The sequence below is a fragment of the Denitrificimonas caeni genome, from assembly GCF_905120345.1.
In the GTDB taxonomy this organism is placed as follows: Bacteria; Pseudomonadota; Gammaproteobacteria; order Pseudomonadales; family Pseudomonadaceae; genus Denitrificimonas; species Denitrificimonas caeni_A.
Map to the genome: position 1 here is coordinate 1 of NZ_CAJHOA010000010.1, position 14,681 is coordinate 14,681.

Genomic DNA, 14,681 nt, shown 5'->3' on the forward strand with positions numbered 1-14,681 from the left:
ATTTATGATTGAATTTGAAGACCGCTTAACGGATTATATTTAACCTTGGCAGTTACACAGAATCATTTACAGGGTCTGAAGCTGCAATGAATGTTCAACTTGCAGGAGCTGATTTCTTACTTATCTGTACGAATACTATGCATAAAGTAGCCCCGCAAATAGAAGAATCGATTAATATTCCCTTACTTCATATTGCTGACGCCACAGCCGAAGTTCTTGTGAAAAAAGGAATTAAAACTGTTGGGTTATTGGGTACCGCTTTTACAATGGAGCAAGATTTCTACAAGGGGCGACTAAAGGACAATTATGGTTTAACAGTTTTAGTCCCCGATGAAGAAGATAGAAAAATTGTTCATAATGTTATTTATAAAGAACTTTGCTTAGGGAATTTAATTTCATCCTCTAAAGCTGAATATTTAAGAATTATTGAGTCTTTAGCTAGTCAAGGCGCAGAAGCTGTAATTCTAGGATGTACTGAAATTGGAATGCTAGTCGCTCAAAGTGATACAAAAATCACACTTCTAGATACAACTTATATCCATGCTCAGAAAGCAGTCGAGTGGGCAATATAACAAGTTGCTGCATTCGGAAAAATTACTCGCTGCGCTCCCAGTTTTCCGATGAGCAAGGCGTTAGCTATAATGAGATAAACGTGACTACAGACCAAGTAAGAATCCAGAATTTTATTGACTCTCTGAAGCTCTCTCAAAGGATGTTTAATCTTGGGCTGCTGCTTTCTTTTTTGGCGGTTTTTGTTGCTTTTAATCCTAGGGAGGTTAATCAAGCAAAAATACCTTTGGTTGGTATAGATATTGATTCAAAAGAAAAATTTATTGCAATTTCGGCATTTTTCTTTGTTCTTGTAGGTGTTTATATGAGTTTTGCAGTCAAACGCTGCTGCTCATTAATAATAAAAATCCAAGATCAAGAGCTTGCAGAAGCAGCAAAAAGCTATCCGTCGATAGTGAATGCAAATGTCTTCTATACAACAGTTATGATTGCATCTCTCGCAGGGATTTGGGTGGTCGCCATAGCCGAAGCTTACGACATGAATGCACTTTATGCTGTGATTTTGGCGAATATAATTATTACACCATATATTCACTGTGCACAAAGTAGTAAAAAAATAACCCCAAAACATGGCTAACAAGGCGCTCAAGCAAGGACGCACTAACGTGCGTCACTTAGCTTAGCGTTATATTAGATTTGTACTGAGTATAAAAAGTATCGCCGGTGATTAGATTATAAATCTTGACAGCAATTGTGTAGCTAGCTACATTACAGCTATTAATATTTATCTAGTGGCGCTGCAGACTATGTTTGAGCTTAAAGATTTACCGAGTTATGAAACCTTGGTGAGACTGGGTGAAGAGTACAAAAATCCTGATGTGGATGGATTGCACCATTGGCTGGTCTGGGCTTCTGCTACAAGTGAGATGCTGTCAGCGTTTGAAGCTAACCTTGCGCAAACCTGTGGATTGTCACAAACACAATTTTTTGTATTAATTCTACTTAAGCGAAACCCTGAAGGATTGAGTATAGGGGCGCTGGCTGATGGCGTTTCTGTGACCTCACAAACAATGACGCGCGTGATTGATCGTATGGAAGTGAGCGAATTGTGTTATCGCGAACCTGATCCAGAAGATCGTCGAGCTTGGCTGGTGTTCTTGGCACCAAGTGGTGATGAGATTTTAAGCAAAGCTTTGCCTGCTCATTATGTTTGGGTTGCTCAGTTGATGAGTCATTTTGATGATGATGAAAGACAGATGCTTAAACGCTTAATGCTCAAAATAAATCAAGCGAATGCGTTTTATGTGTAAATAGAGCGCATTAATTTTTTACCTAAATATGTAGCTGGCTACATAACAGCAAGGTGTTTAATATGGCTGTATCTAATAGGGAGTCACCTACATTAGCTCTCCGAGCTTTAGTTGTGCTCTGTGCGTTGGCAGTGGTTTCTTTGCTCTACTTACCGTTACCAGTGCTGCATGTACTGGAGAGAACGCATGGAGTAGGAGCAACTGGCATGATCAGTGCTTTTGGCTTCACTTATGCTGCTGGGTTTTTATTATTTGGCCCGTTATCTGATCGGCTAGGTAGGCGAAAAGTAATGGTTTGTGGTTTGCTTGCACTTACGGTCGTTACGGCTTTACTTGCTATAGCTGAAACACAGTCCCAATTAGTAGCCGGGCGCGTGTTGCAAGGATTAGTCGCGTCATCCTTTCCACCGGTTGCTATTGCTTACTTGGCTGAACATGGAACCTTGCGCCAACGAGCGTGGAGCATTGCATGGATGAGCACAGCATTCTTATCCGCTGGACTCTTAGGGCAAATTTATGGAGGGCTAGTGACTCTGCGCTGGGGAATAGGCGCTGCATTTTTGCCTTTAAGTTGTATTTATGGAGTAACGGCTTGGCGACTTTGGCGTACGCCTATAGAGCATTCGGGGTCACTGGATCTAACGAGCTTTTTACGTAGTTACTTATCACTAGGCCGCTTATTACTCGACTCAAGGTTGCGTCGAGTATATATACCTGCGTTTTTTATATTGATGTGTTTCGTTGCCTTCTACATGGGGCTGGACATGCGGTTTGATGCTGAACTTGCCCGCCATCATATTTCTCCGCTGATGTTTCGAGCGTTGGCTGCTCCGGCTTTTCTTATGCCTTTAATTGTGGCAGCAATGATACCTCGTTTAGGTGCAGAGAGTGTTATGGGTGCTGGCTTGCTGTGTGCAACGGCTGGGCTTGTGTTGAGCGCATTCATAGATAGCAGTCATATGCTGGGTTTGTTAGCTGCGAGCTTTCTGTTTGTTGCAGGTATTGGCATTAGTGTGCCGGGACTGATTATTCAGGTGACCAGTGTTAGTGATGCTTCTATGCGTGGTATGGCCGTAGCGCTCTACACCTTTGTGCTCTGGATAGGAGCGAGTCTCGGACCTTGGTTAGCACAGCAAACCGCAGGTTTGTCTCTTGGAAGTATGCATCTTTTATTATCTGGATTGTTGGGTGCCTGTGCTCTTTATGCCATCACTGGCTTTGTCCGTAAGAGTGGGGCGATCAACAGTTCATCTAGTGTGTAACACGACTTATCTTTATGACAGGAGGTACCAGCGATGAGGAAATCATTTTCTTATGGGATTTTGCTGACGATATTGAACGTTTCAGCAACAACTTTATTGCCTGCTTACACGCAAGCAGCCATCCACGGTGAGGAATATTCAATGCAAAACGCAGTTGTTTCACAGTTCGTACCAGCGACTCATAAAATGAATTGGAGTCGTGAGGTTAATATTGATGGCGAAGCAGCCGTCTTGACGCGGTATGTGCGTAAGGACGATCGTAATAACGGTATAACAGGCGAGCATTTCAGCAGTGTCGTCGCGGCCAATGGCACGTTGAAGGGGTTTGCCAATATATCTCTTGATCTGGTAAATACTGCACTACCTAGTCCTGAGCGTAGTGAAGAAATCGCTTTAGCGTTCCTAAAAGAGCATGCACCAGAGCTACTTCCACGTATGAAAATAAGCTGGGTGAAGCCGCATGATGAACCTATACGTGTTGAGCGTAATGGCCGCTATGAGACGGAAACGCTCACGGGTATGAAGGTTAAAGCTCGTAACCTTGCTGATGGCTTGTGGTTTTGGGTGATTGTCGGTGCAGACGAGAATCCGATGGTTTTCGAGCGCGACATCACTTGGATCACTTTTCCAGGTCACCGTAAAACTGAAAAATGGCTGCACGACAGCTGGCTCAAGGAGCAGCTATAAAGGGAGGTAAAGTTTAAAAGCAATATAAAGCCCCGCTACTTTATGAGCTGACTGTCATTTATAGTTACGGGGCTTTTTTGTGAGAATTACAGTCCTTATCAATGTATTTCTTCAAGCTTTATTCGAACAACTGCCGCACACCAGCGATGTTGACATCGATACGCTTTCGCCTTGGAACATCAAACTCAGCTAAGCATTGGGACGCTCTAACTGCTGTTCTGAGTTGTGCTAGGTGTGGTTGGTGTTACGCTTACCTTAAACCTGATTGCGAGAGATGGTATCTACATTACGCATATTTGATAGATTGTCTGATGGCAACATATTAGAATGACCAGAACATCACCCTGAGATCAATGCCTTTCAAAAATCACCACAAAACTATTCGTGTGACATGTCAGATTCAAGCATTAAGCTTGGGAAAAATGTCCTTCAATAACCTTTAATATAAACTTCGCGGAAATATAAGAACCATATTGATGAATTTTATCGCCCTTCTCTGAGTTACATAGATCCACGACAACTTTCGCACACAGGCAGAGCGGTTTTATCATAGAAAGTTCTGCAGCCCTCTGTATGGCGAAAATCTCCATATCCAGCCCGTTGACTTTTCTGTGCAAGTTTTTGATCTTATTCATGTAATCCTGACTAGCAATAACTGCCGATCCACTAGTAAATATTCCAACCGCTGGATTAGACTGTTTTGATGGTCTATCTCCGCCTTTAAAGCCCCTTTCGAGCTCCTCTAAAAGGTCTTCTTGATCAAGTAATAATTCTATATAAGATACGAATTCAGCATTGGTTGGCACTTGATATGGATCATTTTGAAACTCATGATCGAACCATTTTCCGCTTTGGTACTCGTAAGCCATTTTTGAAACAAGAAGTTGCCCTAATTCCGTTCGATCTTCAAACCCACCGCAGATACCGCTCATCGCAACGACTTCTGGTTTGTATCTGTCGATACATATGGATGCTACGACAGCCGCATTGACGAGTCCCATCTGCGGGAGCAACACTACAGACCCTCTCGCCTTATTAATTTCAAAGTCAAGAAAATTTATGCCAGCACGATTAACTAGCCTTCCATCAATAAAAGCACTGTATGGCTTTCTTTCCTCTTTCAATGCGCAGAAGATGAGAAAGTCAAATTTAATGTTCTTTTTAAGCTGAGTGAGAAGATGATTCAGTGTAGACTTCCAACCGGAAGTATTTGTGTAATCGGCGAGAATGCAACCCTGTGCTTCGAACTGCTCACGAACCTCTGGAAAGTCTGCAGGATACGAGCTGATAGCGAGAAGAAGCGCATCATTTTTCCCTGCCTTCACTATTGATTCAAGAATCACCTTGCCATTAAAAATTGCACTGCCACTGTCTAAGTTTGGAACTTTTAGATCAATTATGAAAAGATCAATCTCTAAACTAAGAGCCGCTGCAAAATCAGTCATGTTTTTTGCATGAATGATGTCGCTATCGGCAACGCCTCGCTCTTTCAAATGAGCGGCAATCTCCTTATATTTTATGTCTTCGTCTTCAATCAGCAATATTTTCACGAACAGATCTCAGTATGGATGTTATTTTTTGCAAAGTGGATTTAGATTTATAGGTATACAGTATAGCTCCGACCACATCCTGCGAATATTTTTCACGTATAATATCAATGGAGTTTTTCAATTTAACTTTAGAGCCACCAATAAAGAAATCAGGATACTGCGTGACAATTAGAATTTTTGTGCACTTTTTATATGCCTTAAGAGTGCGCAGGACTTCAATTCCCCCTTGTGCTTGGTCATGCCCTTTTTTGTTGTCCGCAGCATTCTCACCGAATGTAGATAGCGCCATATCCAAAATAATAAGGTCGTAGTTTTGCGATTTAACCTTTAGTACGGCACTGCTTACGCTATCGGCCATATCGGGGAGTAGATCAAAAACCTCCTTAATACAACTATTTATTTCATCTCGCTTATGAATCTCATCTTCAACAAGCAATAATTTGCTCATCGCGCACTCCAACTGGATCTTCCAACATGATTTCAGAATGCAAGGAAAAACTTAACATCAAAGATTTAGCCTCAATATTAGCTGTATACGCCACGGTGTGCTGCCCCTCACTTTTCTGTGTGATGAATTTGACTTTTTTAATGCCCGTATAACCCTCGGTCACCATATCGGTGCCATGTTCAATAGCACTGATTGCTCTTTCAATTCGCTGTTTTGAGTTATCATAAAGAGCAGGGGCAACTGTTGAGGTTACTTCCACCAAGACGACGTCAAAAATCTCATTGCCTTCGGACTTGCGCGCTGTTACGTTTACGACAACTGGCTCGCCTTCCTCGCCATGAGTAAGAGCGTTCTGCAAAAGGACAGCTAGACAGTCGTACAGCCTATGCACACTAATTCCAGTATATTTATTCTCGAGTGCTTCACCTTCATATTCTACGGGTCTTGATCGATTTAAGTCATACAGAATGATCTCGCATAGCTCTTTCACTGACGCAGATATAAAACCTGTTTGAGGTACTCTAAACCAATCTGAAACTTTCATGAATACACTACTAACAGCTTCATGAAGACCGATTTTTATTTGTTCTTCAACGCTTCCGAAAGATCCGGAAAAGTGTTTATCTATACTACTAGTAGCTTCCTGTAATAGATCCGTTTTAATATATCTAGCTGCGTTCTCTAGTTGAGGAGAAATTTGCTTCCAGCAAAATGATATAACTAAGTCATTTAAAAGCTGACTACCCGCTATGCGAAGACTACTTGACAGTAAGCGGATATTTTCCTTAGTGGTGGAATCATCAAAGTCAATATTTGAATTAAATAAGGACCCCCCAGATTTAAACTGTAGATGCTCTTTACGTAACTTATCTACAATGGCTCGATATTGACTCATCCAAGCATCGACGGTTCGCTTCATACTGGGTACCATATTATACTCAGGCTTATTAAATACAGCATCCACTGTCTCAGTTGTAACGCCATCTAACGTATTATGGCGAATTCGACGTCCTAAGTAGGACTCAATACCAAACTCTGTATTTAAGCAAAACTGCTCGAAAGAGTCTTTAGCTATTTGCTCAATCAACTCCTCGCTTTGGGCGTTTAGTGCTATAAAATAAATATCTGTACTTTCGCCAAGCTCTGACTCTATCGTGCGAAGTGTCGCTTGAATACTTGGTTGGAGTGTTCTGAGTTGCTCTGTTGAAACAGATGGATTTCCGTCAAGCCACTTCTTCATAGCAACACTATCAACGTACATACGACTGCTATCAAAATATTTCTGCAAAGTAGAAAGCTTGGATCTCGTCTCGATGGCGTCTGCTTCAATTAGATATTCGATTCGACTAAGCTTGCGACCCAAAAGCCTTAATAGATCTCTTCGAATCTCCGCGGCTTGCGAAGCAGTTTCAATAATTTCATACATTTTTTCCAGCGTAACCTCATCCAGGGATTCCGCTATGTAACTTGCTATCTGAGGCGAGTCGCTAATTAAAGAATCTATAAAATCTACTATAGAACCATTATGATGCGATTTAACGTGCGAAACTAAATCTTCTCGAAATGCAAAGTCCACATCAGGGTCAATTGATGTTTTCCGAAATAATGCCAAAGCCAAAACAGCAATTAGTTTTTGACTCTCATCTGGAGCGACTCCATACAGAGACCTAACCTCTGCTTCGGTGAATAAGCTCTCAAGAGACATCGTGTTTTCAAAAATGTATTTTATGTCACTATCCGTTAGATCTAGAAAATTCGTACGATCTTTTATAAATTGTAAAAATAAAAAAGTACGATAAAATGAGTCGAGAGGAATTTGAGGATGGGTTCTGACAATTGACCCGTCAGGTTGTAATAGAGTATTTTTATCAGGTAGTGCCTCACCCGAATAATTGCATTTCTCAGTAATAATCTCAGCTAGCAATCTAGTTCCAATCACACTATCCAGTTCATGCCTAAATTTCGCTAGATGCTTTCGCTCAAGAAATGCAGATGACAACCTATATAGATCTAGAGAAGATTCACTTTCGCCATCTCCACTCTGATAGTGATCAGTCAAGATCAAGCCATCATCTACAGACTCGTTGTATCGAGTTAATTCTTCCAGCGCGGCTAATATTGGAGGAGTAAGTCTTTTTTTTACTTCATAAATAGGCTCTGGGAACTTTCCCTGAAGATTTAGAATAACGATCAAAGCGTGCAAAGTGTCTACGAGAGATGACTCACTTGCTCGTAATAAGAATGCAGCTAAGTCCTCGTCGTCAAGTGGTGTGGGAATGAAGTTACTCAGAACGTACGACTTTCTGAGTTCACCATCGACTTTACCAACCAAGCTACTTACTCTCCGCTGTGCAATTAAAAATAACGAAACCCTAGGGCTTAGATTTTCCATTGCACTAAAGTGAAACCCCGGCTTATCTCTATGAGCAAACTCTTCCTCGATACTGCTGATTTTCGCTAGTTGCGGTGCAGTTAGTTGCCGAGCCACACGAAGGTATGCGAGTTTATATGATAGAAAATTTGATGCACCATATGTGCGTGCGAACGCATGTATAGCCTCAAGTGCAACGTTCGTTTCTAGGCGTTCGATTTGGCCTAGGGACTGCATTAATTGCACAGCACTCAAGCATTCAGACTCACATGAATTCAAATATCCTGCAGTGTATCGGATCTCATCTTTCCAGCCTAGCGGGCAAAATCTAGTAAATTTGAACAAGTCGGTGCTAGCTTTCTTTTTATTGCCATCCAGAAGCCCATCAGCGCCTTTTAATAAAGCCCCGATTGTCATTATATCCTGAAGAGAGTTCCCCTCACGTATAGCCTCTATTTCAGAACTGGTTCGCAAATCTTTTGAAGCATAGCCGCGTACTAAATTGCGCTTGTCTAGCGCCGTTACTTGGGATATTAACCTGAAAATTATAGCGGGACGCACTGTATGTGAAACTTGAGGTCTATGAGACATGAATACTCTTGCTCCTGTTTTTCAATCATTGCTAATGTTTTAGCGTTCCCTTTACAGCGTCCATTTTTGAAATCATAGAGATGAAACTTTAATCTCATCTATCAAGTTACCATATCAGAATGATACGGTAATCCCCCCGGAAAATTCAAACCTCATTTGAGGCTTTTTTGGAAGCCTCGGCAAGGTCAATTTTATATTTTACTCAAGATGTAAATGGAGGTGGCATGAAGATTAAATTACTGATTGTTATAGCGCTTGCATTTGGCATTACAGCCTGCAGTGATAGTAATGAAAGTGCTGTTGGGCTTTATAAGTACAGTCATAATCTATCGGGCACTGAGAAAATTGCTGAGATTAAGAAAGATGGTGGTGCATACCTCTTTATTGAGGATGTTATTCGTAAAAGTAATGCTATTGCTCTTGCAGAAACAGCTGATGGATTATCCTATGACAATATACCGTTGAAGCTATCCGAGAGCGGGAATATCATTTATTTTGGCCCAGTAAATGGTACACGCGTTGACAGCCAATACCTTGCCGAACGGCTAATAACTATTGAGCATAATGAAAAAGCATGTGCTCAATTGCAGAGCGAAGTAAATGAAAACGATAAACTCATGAATAAAGAGCAGTGGAACGAATACGTAAAATCCATTAGAGACGAAAAACCAGATGACTGCCGTATTATTGGTGCTGGTATGCGCTGGTAAAAAACGATTGAGTTGCAAAAAAGGCTCCAAACTTTCAAAGTTGGGAGCCTTGGTAGTGCGGCGGATTGGAGCGTTAAGCTGCATCAGTATCATTTTTAGGCTGTGCCGGCTCATTGTGCTCAGCGGGTTCTGAATGCTCTGAAGTCGCTTGTTGCCATACAGTTTCGCAATCTATCTTGATAAAGGAGTGATAAGGCCTGACTAACCCCGACACTTTTTATGGTAAAAAGATGAACAACCATAAGGGGTTAAACATGAGCAAAGGCTACCGTTATTCAGATGAGTTTAAGCAAGAAGCTGTCAACCAAGTGACCGTCCATGGTTATGCTGTTGTAGACGTTGCTACGCGCTTAGGCATCAGTGATAAGACGCTGTACAACTGGATTAAGATCTTTTCCAAACCGGTTAAAAAACGACTGGAAGATATTGATTTACAGACTGAAATCGCTCGTTTAAAGCGCGAACTGAAGCGTGTTGAGCAAGAGCGCAACATCTTAAAGGAGGCCGCCGTGTTCTTTGCCAGCGAGTCAAAGAACGGTACGCGTTCATAAAATCTCGTCGCCACCGTTATCCTGTGCGCTTGCTTTGCAAAGTGATGCGTGTTCATCACAGCAGCTATTACGCTTGGGTTAAAACGCCAGAGAGTAAGCGTTACAAGGATGATCAGCGCTTATTGCCTTTGGTTAAACACTATTGGCTGGCAAGCGGTGGACACTATGGCTATCGCAACATCCATCTTGATCTTGCTGAGGCTGGTATCAAATGTGGGCGCGATCGAACACTGAGATTAATGCGATTGACGCAGATTTGTGCGCAACGCGGCTATAAAAGACCTAAAGGTTATTATAGTGGTAAGCCTGATATCACAGCGCCCAACACGCTCGACCGTGCTTTTAATGTGTCTGCACCAAACCAGTGGTGGGTCAGCGATATCACCTACATTCACACCCAGGAAGGCTTCTTGTTCTTAGCGGTAGTCATGGACTTGTTCGCACGCAGCATTGTTGGCTGGTCGATGTCTGAGCGAATGACTGACACTCTGGTTCAAGATGCTTTAATGGCTGCTTACTGGCGCCGTAAACCAGAAGGCACTGTGCGACTGCATTCGGATCAAGGCTCTCAATACAGCAGCCGTGATTTTAGGAAGTTGCTCAGCTCACTTAATATGGAAGCCAGCATGAGCCGCAGAGGCAATTGTTGGGATAATGCAGTTGCTGAAAGCTTCTTTGGCAACCTTAAAAAAGAAAAAATACGCCGCCATAAGTACAAAACACGGGAAGAAGCAAAGCGAGCTACATTTCATTACATCGTGATGTTTTACAATCCAAAACGCAGGCACATGCACAATGTTAACGGCAATGTAAAACTGACCCACTAGTGGCAATTCAAAATTGACCCACCTGAAGCAAAATAACCGCCAAATTCTAACTGGATATGGCGGTATGTTTCTGATGCTAACTCAGGAGTTATTAGTGGATATTCATGTACGTCACCAGCAGGGCGAGAGCATTCGTTCCATTGCTAAAGCGCTTAATATTTCACGCAATACTGTTCGTAAGTATTTTCGTGATGCCATCAAGGTGCCAACCTACAGTGAGCGAGCCCCAAAGCTCTCCAAGCTTGAACCGTTCAAGCCTTATATCCAAGAGCGAATGGATGCTGCAAAGCCTGACTGGATCCCCGCAGAGGTTTTGTTTAGGGAGATTTTGGAACTGGGTTACACAGGCCAAGTGGGCATCTTAAAAAACCATATACGACCTTTTAAGTTGAAGAAAAATGATCCTGTGGTTCGTTTTGAAACACTGCCAGGTCAGCAATTACAGGTTGATTTCACAACCATTAACCGAGGCCGCTTTAAGTTAAAAGCGCTTGTGGCCACCCTAGGTTTCAGTCGTGCTTCTTTCGTTCGCTTTAGTGAATACGAGAAGCAAGAAGACTGGCTGCGAGGTATTGAAGAGGCTTTGCAGTACTTTGGCGGCGTGCCCAAAGAACTGCTGTTTGATAACGCCAAGTGCATTATGACTGAGCGTGATGCCTACGGTGAAGGCCAGCACCGCTGGAATGCAAAGCTCTTGGAAATGGCTAAAGATTACGGTTTTAAACTCAGAGCATGCCGTCCTTATCGAGCGAGAACAAAAGGCAAAGTCGAGCGTTTTAATCGCTACTTAAAAGAGAGTTTTATCATTCCTTTGGCCGCTAAACTCAAGCAGGCTAATTTAAATCTAGATGTTGCCACAGCGAATGCCTATGTCGGCCCGTGGTTATACGAGGTCGCTAATCAGCGCATTCATGGGACAACAGGCGAGAAACCCGCTGTACTACTAGAGCAAGAACGATTTAGCCTGCAGCCCCTGCCAGAGCGTGGTTTATCTCCTAAATTAACTTACGTTGAGCGCGCTTTTGCTGTGCCGATAGAGAGTTTTCAGCACCCATTATCGATATATGACCAACTGCTGGAGGTGCGCTTATGAACCTTCAGCATCAGCGCATCCAAGAAGCCTGTGAACAGCTCAAGTTACCTCGTTTGGCAGCAGAATGGTCAGCTATCGCCGACCACTGTGCCGCTCAAGATGATAGCTTTGCCGATTTCCTTGAGCGCCTACTCAATACTGAGCTTGATGGACGCATGCAGCGCACCCAAGACATGCTATTAAAAACATCAGGCATGCCGGCTATCAAGCATTTTGAAGAGTATGATTTTAAGTTTGCCACTGGAGCACCGCGTAAGCAGTTACAAGAGCTGACAGGCTTAGCTTTTCTTGAGCGCAAAGAAAATATTGTGCTACTTGGACCAAGCGGTGTTGGCAAAAGTCATCTCGCTTTGGCGCTTGCCTATCAGTCGATTATGCGCGGTATTAAGGTACGTTTTATCACTGCGGCAGACCTTATGCTGCAACTGGCAACAGCTAAAAAACAAGAGCGTCTAGACGCGTATCTAAAGCGTAGCGTGCTATCACCTAAGTTGCTGGTGATTGATGAAATTGGTTACTTACCTTTCGGCAGAGAAGAAGCCAATCTGTTCTTTAACGTCATCGCCAAGCGTTATGAGCAAGGCAGTATTATTGTGACCAGTAACTTACCGTTCTCACAGTGGTCCACGGCTTTTGCTGATGACCAAACATTAACTGCAGCACTGCTTGATAGGCTTCTACATCATGCGCATATCGTTCAAATTAGCGGTAACAGCTATCGTCTAAAAGGTAAGAAAATGGCTGGTGTAGCCCCAGTTAATATAGAAGCAGCAAATTGATGAAAAACGCTTAGGGTGGGTCAAATTTAGATTGCCGATTTAAGCGGTAAGTGGGTCAGTTTTCAGTTGCCGTTGACACAATCAGCGGGTGTCACCAATGAACTATGAAAAGCAGTATTTTATGAATCAAAAAAGTGTCTGAGAAAATCAGGCCTTATCAGAGTTCCTGATGTCAGCAATAGCTGTTAATCGCTTCTGTGTAAGTTTGTTGTAGACTTTTTCTTTAGCTAACTGGGAGTTCATGTAGTTTAATTTTGGCTTGTCGGGAAGCTCGATAGACTGGCCTATACATAGCTTACGTAGGTTATCTTCAAGGGCAGCACCTGCCACTACTGCCGCTGGTCCAATATAGCCAGCGTCGAGCAGCTCAGAAGCTGAGACTGTAGGTCTGAAAACATTTCTGCTGCTACAAGATTTTTTACATCTTGAATGTATCCATGTTCAAAATCTTCTTGAGCTGCCTTCAGTATGCCGATGCCACGAACGAAAGGGGAATAAGTTACGCCCTTCTCGAAGCAAGCCTCAAATAAAGAATAATGCTCACTATCTCTTCCGAAAGCTTTTCCCAAGATACTCTTTGCACTTGCATGCCACTGATTCGCGGCTTCTGAGTTTACTGTTGCGTCGAACCCTATAAAATTTGACGGAGGAGATTTCTTAGTATTTTTAATTTCTAGGCCGCGATCAATCAGTTGCTGTAGCCTCTGGAGTATCTTTTCATCTGCGTTCATATGCACTCGTCTATTTCGAACGCTTAGATAACCGTCCTTGCCTCGCCAAAAAAAGCCCACTCGGAGCCTTAGGACGTATTGTAAAAACTACCCGCAAGGGGCGGTTCATCGACTTGTTGTACAGAGCCGCTGACACAATTGCTCAGCGTTTCTTTATTAATGGAAATTCCTTTTAGTCTACGTGACCACCAGCGACGACTTAACTGCGCTGGCCCGCCACAGGTTTTGCAATAAACTAACATCGATAGCCGGTCAACACTACTTGCATGCGGCATATACTCGACCGTTCCGCATTGTTGCCGGCATGGCTCATACCGTAATGTACTTGCCGAAGCATACAGCCCGTAATAGCAAATGGTATGTAAGCCTTTGGGCGGCACATGCTGAAGTAACCGAGTTATAAAATCCATCGGCTTGAGTCGTTGCTGTTTATCACGATGATCCAGATAGCTCATAGTCACCACGTCAGCAGTAATCTGCTTTAACTGTCGCGGATCAACAGGCCCACCTTTGCAATAACGCGCTAGATAAAGCACCACACCTTTACCGTGCGCATAGCGTTCTTCAATACGCACACACCAATGCTTTTTGTACAGACTCCGATACATAGACCAAAACTGAGAGATAGTTATTGCTGGCGGCAAGCTCAACTCTCCCACATTATGCAGCTTTAATAAAAGACTGTACCTTGCCACGATAAACTGAACGCATCACGGCACTGGGCACGAGGTAATTGCCAAGCGCCTTCCAAGCATTAACTGAATCAAGACCACCGGCAGCCACCAAGCAATGGGTATGTGGGTGAGGTGTGAGCTGTCGTCCCCACGTATGCAGCGCTATTAAAATCCCGGGCGTGACACCGCCATGATGCTGCTGTGCAAGCAGTTGCAATAGTGTTTCTTGGCTGGCTTTAAATAGAATCCCAGCAAATAAGGCTTCGTTATAACGCCACAGCGGTAAATACTCATGCGGTAAGGTAAAAATAACATGGAAGTACGGCACGTCAAGCAAGCGCGTTTTTTGCTTTTCAATCCAGTCAAGGCGTTGTTTATGGGCGCAAACATAATAGCTGCGGTGGCGACACGAGTGCAGTTGTTCTATCTCGGCATGGTTAAACTTGCAGCGGTAATAACTGGCACCCAATGCACGTGTACGGCAATGGGTTAATGCGATATGTGTAGAGTTGCTGTTAAACAAAGATGTGTAGTGGTGGAGAGAATAGTTTTTAAACAGATAATTATTATCGATGCGATCCACTTGG

The 14,681-nt window shown here is 43.0% G+C and carries 13 protein-coding genes and 1 pseudogene; 9 read left to right on the forward strand and 5 right to left on the reverse strand.

From position 1 onward, the window contains the following. The first annotated feature begins 86 nt into the window (after window positions 1-86). The 5 genes from JYJ62_RS14900 (at window position 87) to JYJ62_RS14920 (ending at window position 3,769) form a co-directional block, all read left to right on the forward strand. Window positions 87-572: an aspartate/glutamate racemase family protein gene (locus JYJ62_RS14900; protein ID WP_232365819.1), complete on the forward strand. Its 486-nt coding sequence runs from the start codon at window positions 87-89 to the stop codon at window positions 570-572. Between the two features lie 80 nt (window positions 573-652). Further along, window positions 653-1,147: a hypothetical protein gene (locus JYJ62_RS14905; protein WP_205343030.1), complete on the forward strand. Its 495-nt coding sequence runs from the start codon at window positions 653-655 to the stop codon at window positions 1,145-1,147. 169 nt (window positions 1,148-1,316) lie between these two features. After that, window positions 1,317-1,820, forward strand: a complete 504-nt coding sequence (locus tag JYJ62_RS14910; protein WP_205343031.1) for a MarR family winged helix-turn-helix transcriptional regulator — start codon at window positions 1,317-1,319, stop codon at window positions 1,818-1,820. A gap of 62 nt (window positions 1,821-1,882) precedes the next feature. Next, entirely contained in the window at window positions 1,883-3,082 is a 1,200-nt protein-coding gene (locus JYJ62_RS14915; protein ID WP_205343032.1) for an MFS transporter, read from the forward strand. A 33-nt stretch (window positions 3,083-3,115) separates the two neighbouring features. Then, the gene (locus JYJ62_RS14920) at window positions 3,116-3,769 is read left to right on the forward strand and encodes a hypothetical protein (protein WP_205343033.1); all 654 of its coding nucleotides are present in this window, start codon (window positions 3,116-3,118) and stop codon (window positions 3,767-3,769) included. A gap of 407 nt (window positions 3,770-4,176) precedes the next feature. Here the strand turns inward: JYJ62_RS14920 and JYJ62_RS14925 are convergent, their stop codons facing one another. Genes JYJ62_RS14925 through JYJ62_RS14935 form a run of 3 tightly spaced genes read right to left on the reverse strand, consistent with a single transcriptional unit; the run spans window position 4,177 to window position 8,729 of the window. Next, entirely contained in the window at window positions 4,177-5,319 is a 1,143-nt protein-coding gene (locus tag JYJ62_RS14925; protein WP_205343034.1) for a hypothetical protein, read from the reverse strand. Further along, window positions 5,300-5,767 (reverse strand): hypothetical protein, encoded by a 468-nt coding sequence (locus JYJ62_RS14930; RefSeq protein WP_205343035.1) that lies wholly within the window; start codon window positions 5,765-5,767, stop codon window positions 5,300-5,302. The genes JYJ62_RS14925 and JYJ62_RS14930 overlap by 20 nt, the downstream gene beginning before the upstream one ends. Further along, window positions 5,745-8,729: a hypothetical protein gene (locus JYJ62_RS14935; protein WP_205343036.1), complete on the reverse strand. Its 2,985-nt coding sequence runs from the start codon at window positions 8,727-8,729 to the stop codon at window positions 5,745-5,747. The genes JYJ62_RS14930 and JYJ62_RS14935 overlap by 23 nt, the downstream gene beginning before the upstream one ends. Window positions 8,730-8,953: 224 nt before the next feature. Between JYJ62_RS14935 and JYJ62_RS14940 the strand changes: the two genes are divergently transcribed. The 4 genes from JYJ62_RS14940 (at window position 8,954) to istB (ending at window position 12,689) form a co-directional block, all read left to right on the forward strand. Next, window positions 8,954-9,439, forward strand: a complete 486-nt coding sequence (locus JYJ62_RS14940; RefSeq protein WP_205343037.1) for a hypothetical protein — start codon at window positions 8,954-8,956, stop codon at window positions 9,437-9,439. Window positions 9,440-9,693: 254 nt separating this feature from the next. After that, a protein-coding gene (locus JYJ62_RS14945) for an IS3 family transposase (RefSeq protein WP_205343038.1) occupies window positions 9,694-10,817 on the forward strand; the annotation gives its coding sequence in 2 pieces (ribosomal slippage) (window positions 9,694-9,940 and window positions 9,940-10,817; 1,125 coding nt in all). Between the two features lie 73 nt (window positions 10,818-10,890). Then, on the forward strand, window positions 10,891-11,910 hold the full coding sequence (gene istA / locus JYJ62_RS14950) for an IS21 family transposase (protein ID WP_205343083.1): 1,020 nt from the start codon (window positions 10,891-10,893) through the stop codon (window positions 11,908-11,910). Then, window positions 11,907-12,689: an IS21-like element helper ATPase IstB gene (gene istB, locus JYJ62_RS14955; RefSeq protein WP_205343039.1), complete on the forward strand. Its 783-nt coding sequence runs from the start codon at window positions 11,907-11,909 to the stop codon at window positions 12,687-12,689. The genes istA and istB overlap by 4 nt, the downstream gene beginning before the upstream one ends. A 329-nt stretch (window positions 12,690-13,018) precedes the next feature. On the opposite strand, the gene JYJ62_RS14960 is transcribed toward istB, so the two are convergent. After that, window positions 13,019-13,420, reverse strand: a complete 402-nt coding sequence (locus JYJ62_RS14960; RefSeq protein WP_205343040.1) for a hypothetical protein — start codon at window positions 13,418-13,420, stop codon at window positions 13,019-13,021. 68 nt (window positions 13,421-13,488) lie between these two features. Next, window positions 13,489-14,677 (reverse strand): annotated as a pseudogene (locus JYJ62_RS16000) (IS91 family transposase). Window positions 14,678-14,681: the final 4 nt, after the last annotated feature.

Excerpts from the sequence above, each read along its gene's own strand:
- JYJ62_RS14940 (WP_205343037.1), top strand. The coding sequence starts at position 8,954 with ATGAAGATTAAATTACTGATTGTTATAGCGCTTGCATTTGGCATTACA.
- istA (WP_205343083.1), top strand. The coding sequence starts at position 10,891 with ATGCTAACTCAGGAGTTATTAGTGGATATTCATGTACGTCACCAGCAG.
- JYJ62_RS14910 (WP_205343031.1), top strand. The coding sequence starts at position 1,317 with ATGTTTGAGCTTAAAGATTTACCGAGTTATGAAACCTTGGTGAGACTG.
- JYJ62_RS14920 (WP_205343033.1), top strand. The coding sequence starts at position 3,116 with ATGAGGAAATCATTTTCTTATGGGATTTTGCTGACGATATTGAACGTT.
- JYJ62_RS14930 (WP_205343035.1), bottom strand. The coding sequence starts at position 5,767 with ATGAGCAAATTATTGCTTGTTGAAGATGAGATTCATAAGCGAGATGAA.
- istB (WP_205343039.1), top strand. The coding sequence starts at position 11,907 with ATGAACCTTCAGCATCAGCGCATCCAAGAAGCCTGTGAACAGCTCAAG.
- JYJ62_RS14935 (WP_205343036.1), bottom strand. The coding sequence starts at position 8,729 with ATGTCTCATAGACCTCAAGTTTCACATACAGTGCGTCCCGCTATAATT.
- JYJ62_RS14960 (WP_205343040.1), bottom strand. The coding sequence starts at position 13,420 with ATGAACGCAGATGAAAAGATACTCCAGAGGCTACAGCAACTGATTGAT.
- JYJ62_RS14915 (WP_205343032.1), top strand. The coding sequence starts at position 1,883 with ATGGCTGTATCTAATAGGGAGTCACCTACATTAGCTCTCCGAGCTTTA.
- JYJ62_RS14900 (WP_232365819.1), top strand. The coding sequence starts at position 87 with ATGAATGTTCAACTTGCAGGAGCTGATTTCTTACTTATCTGTACGAAT.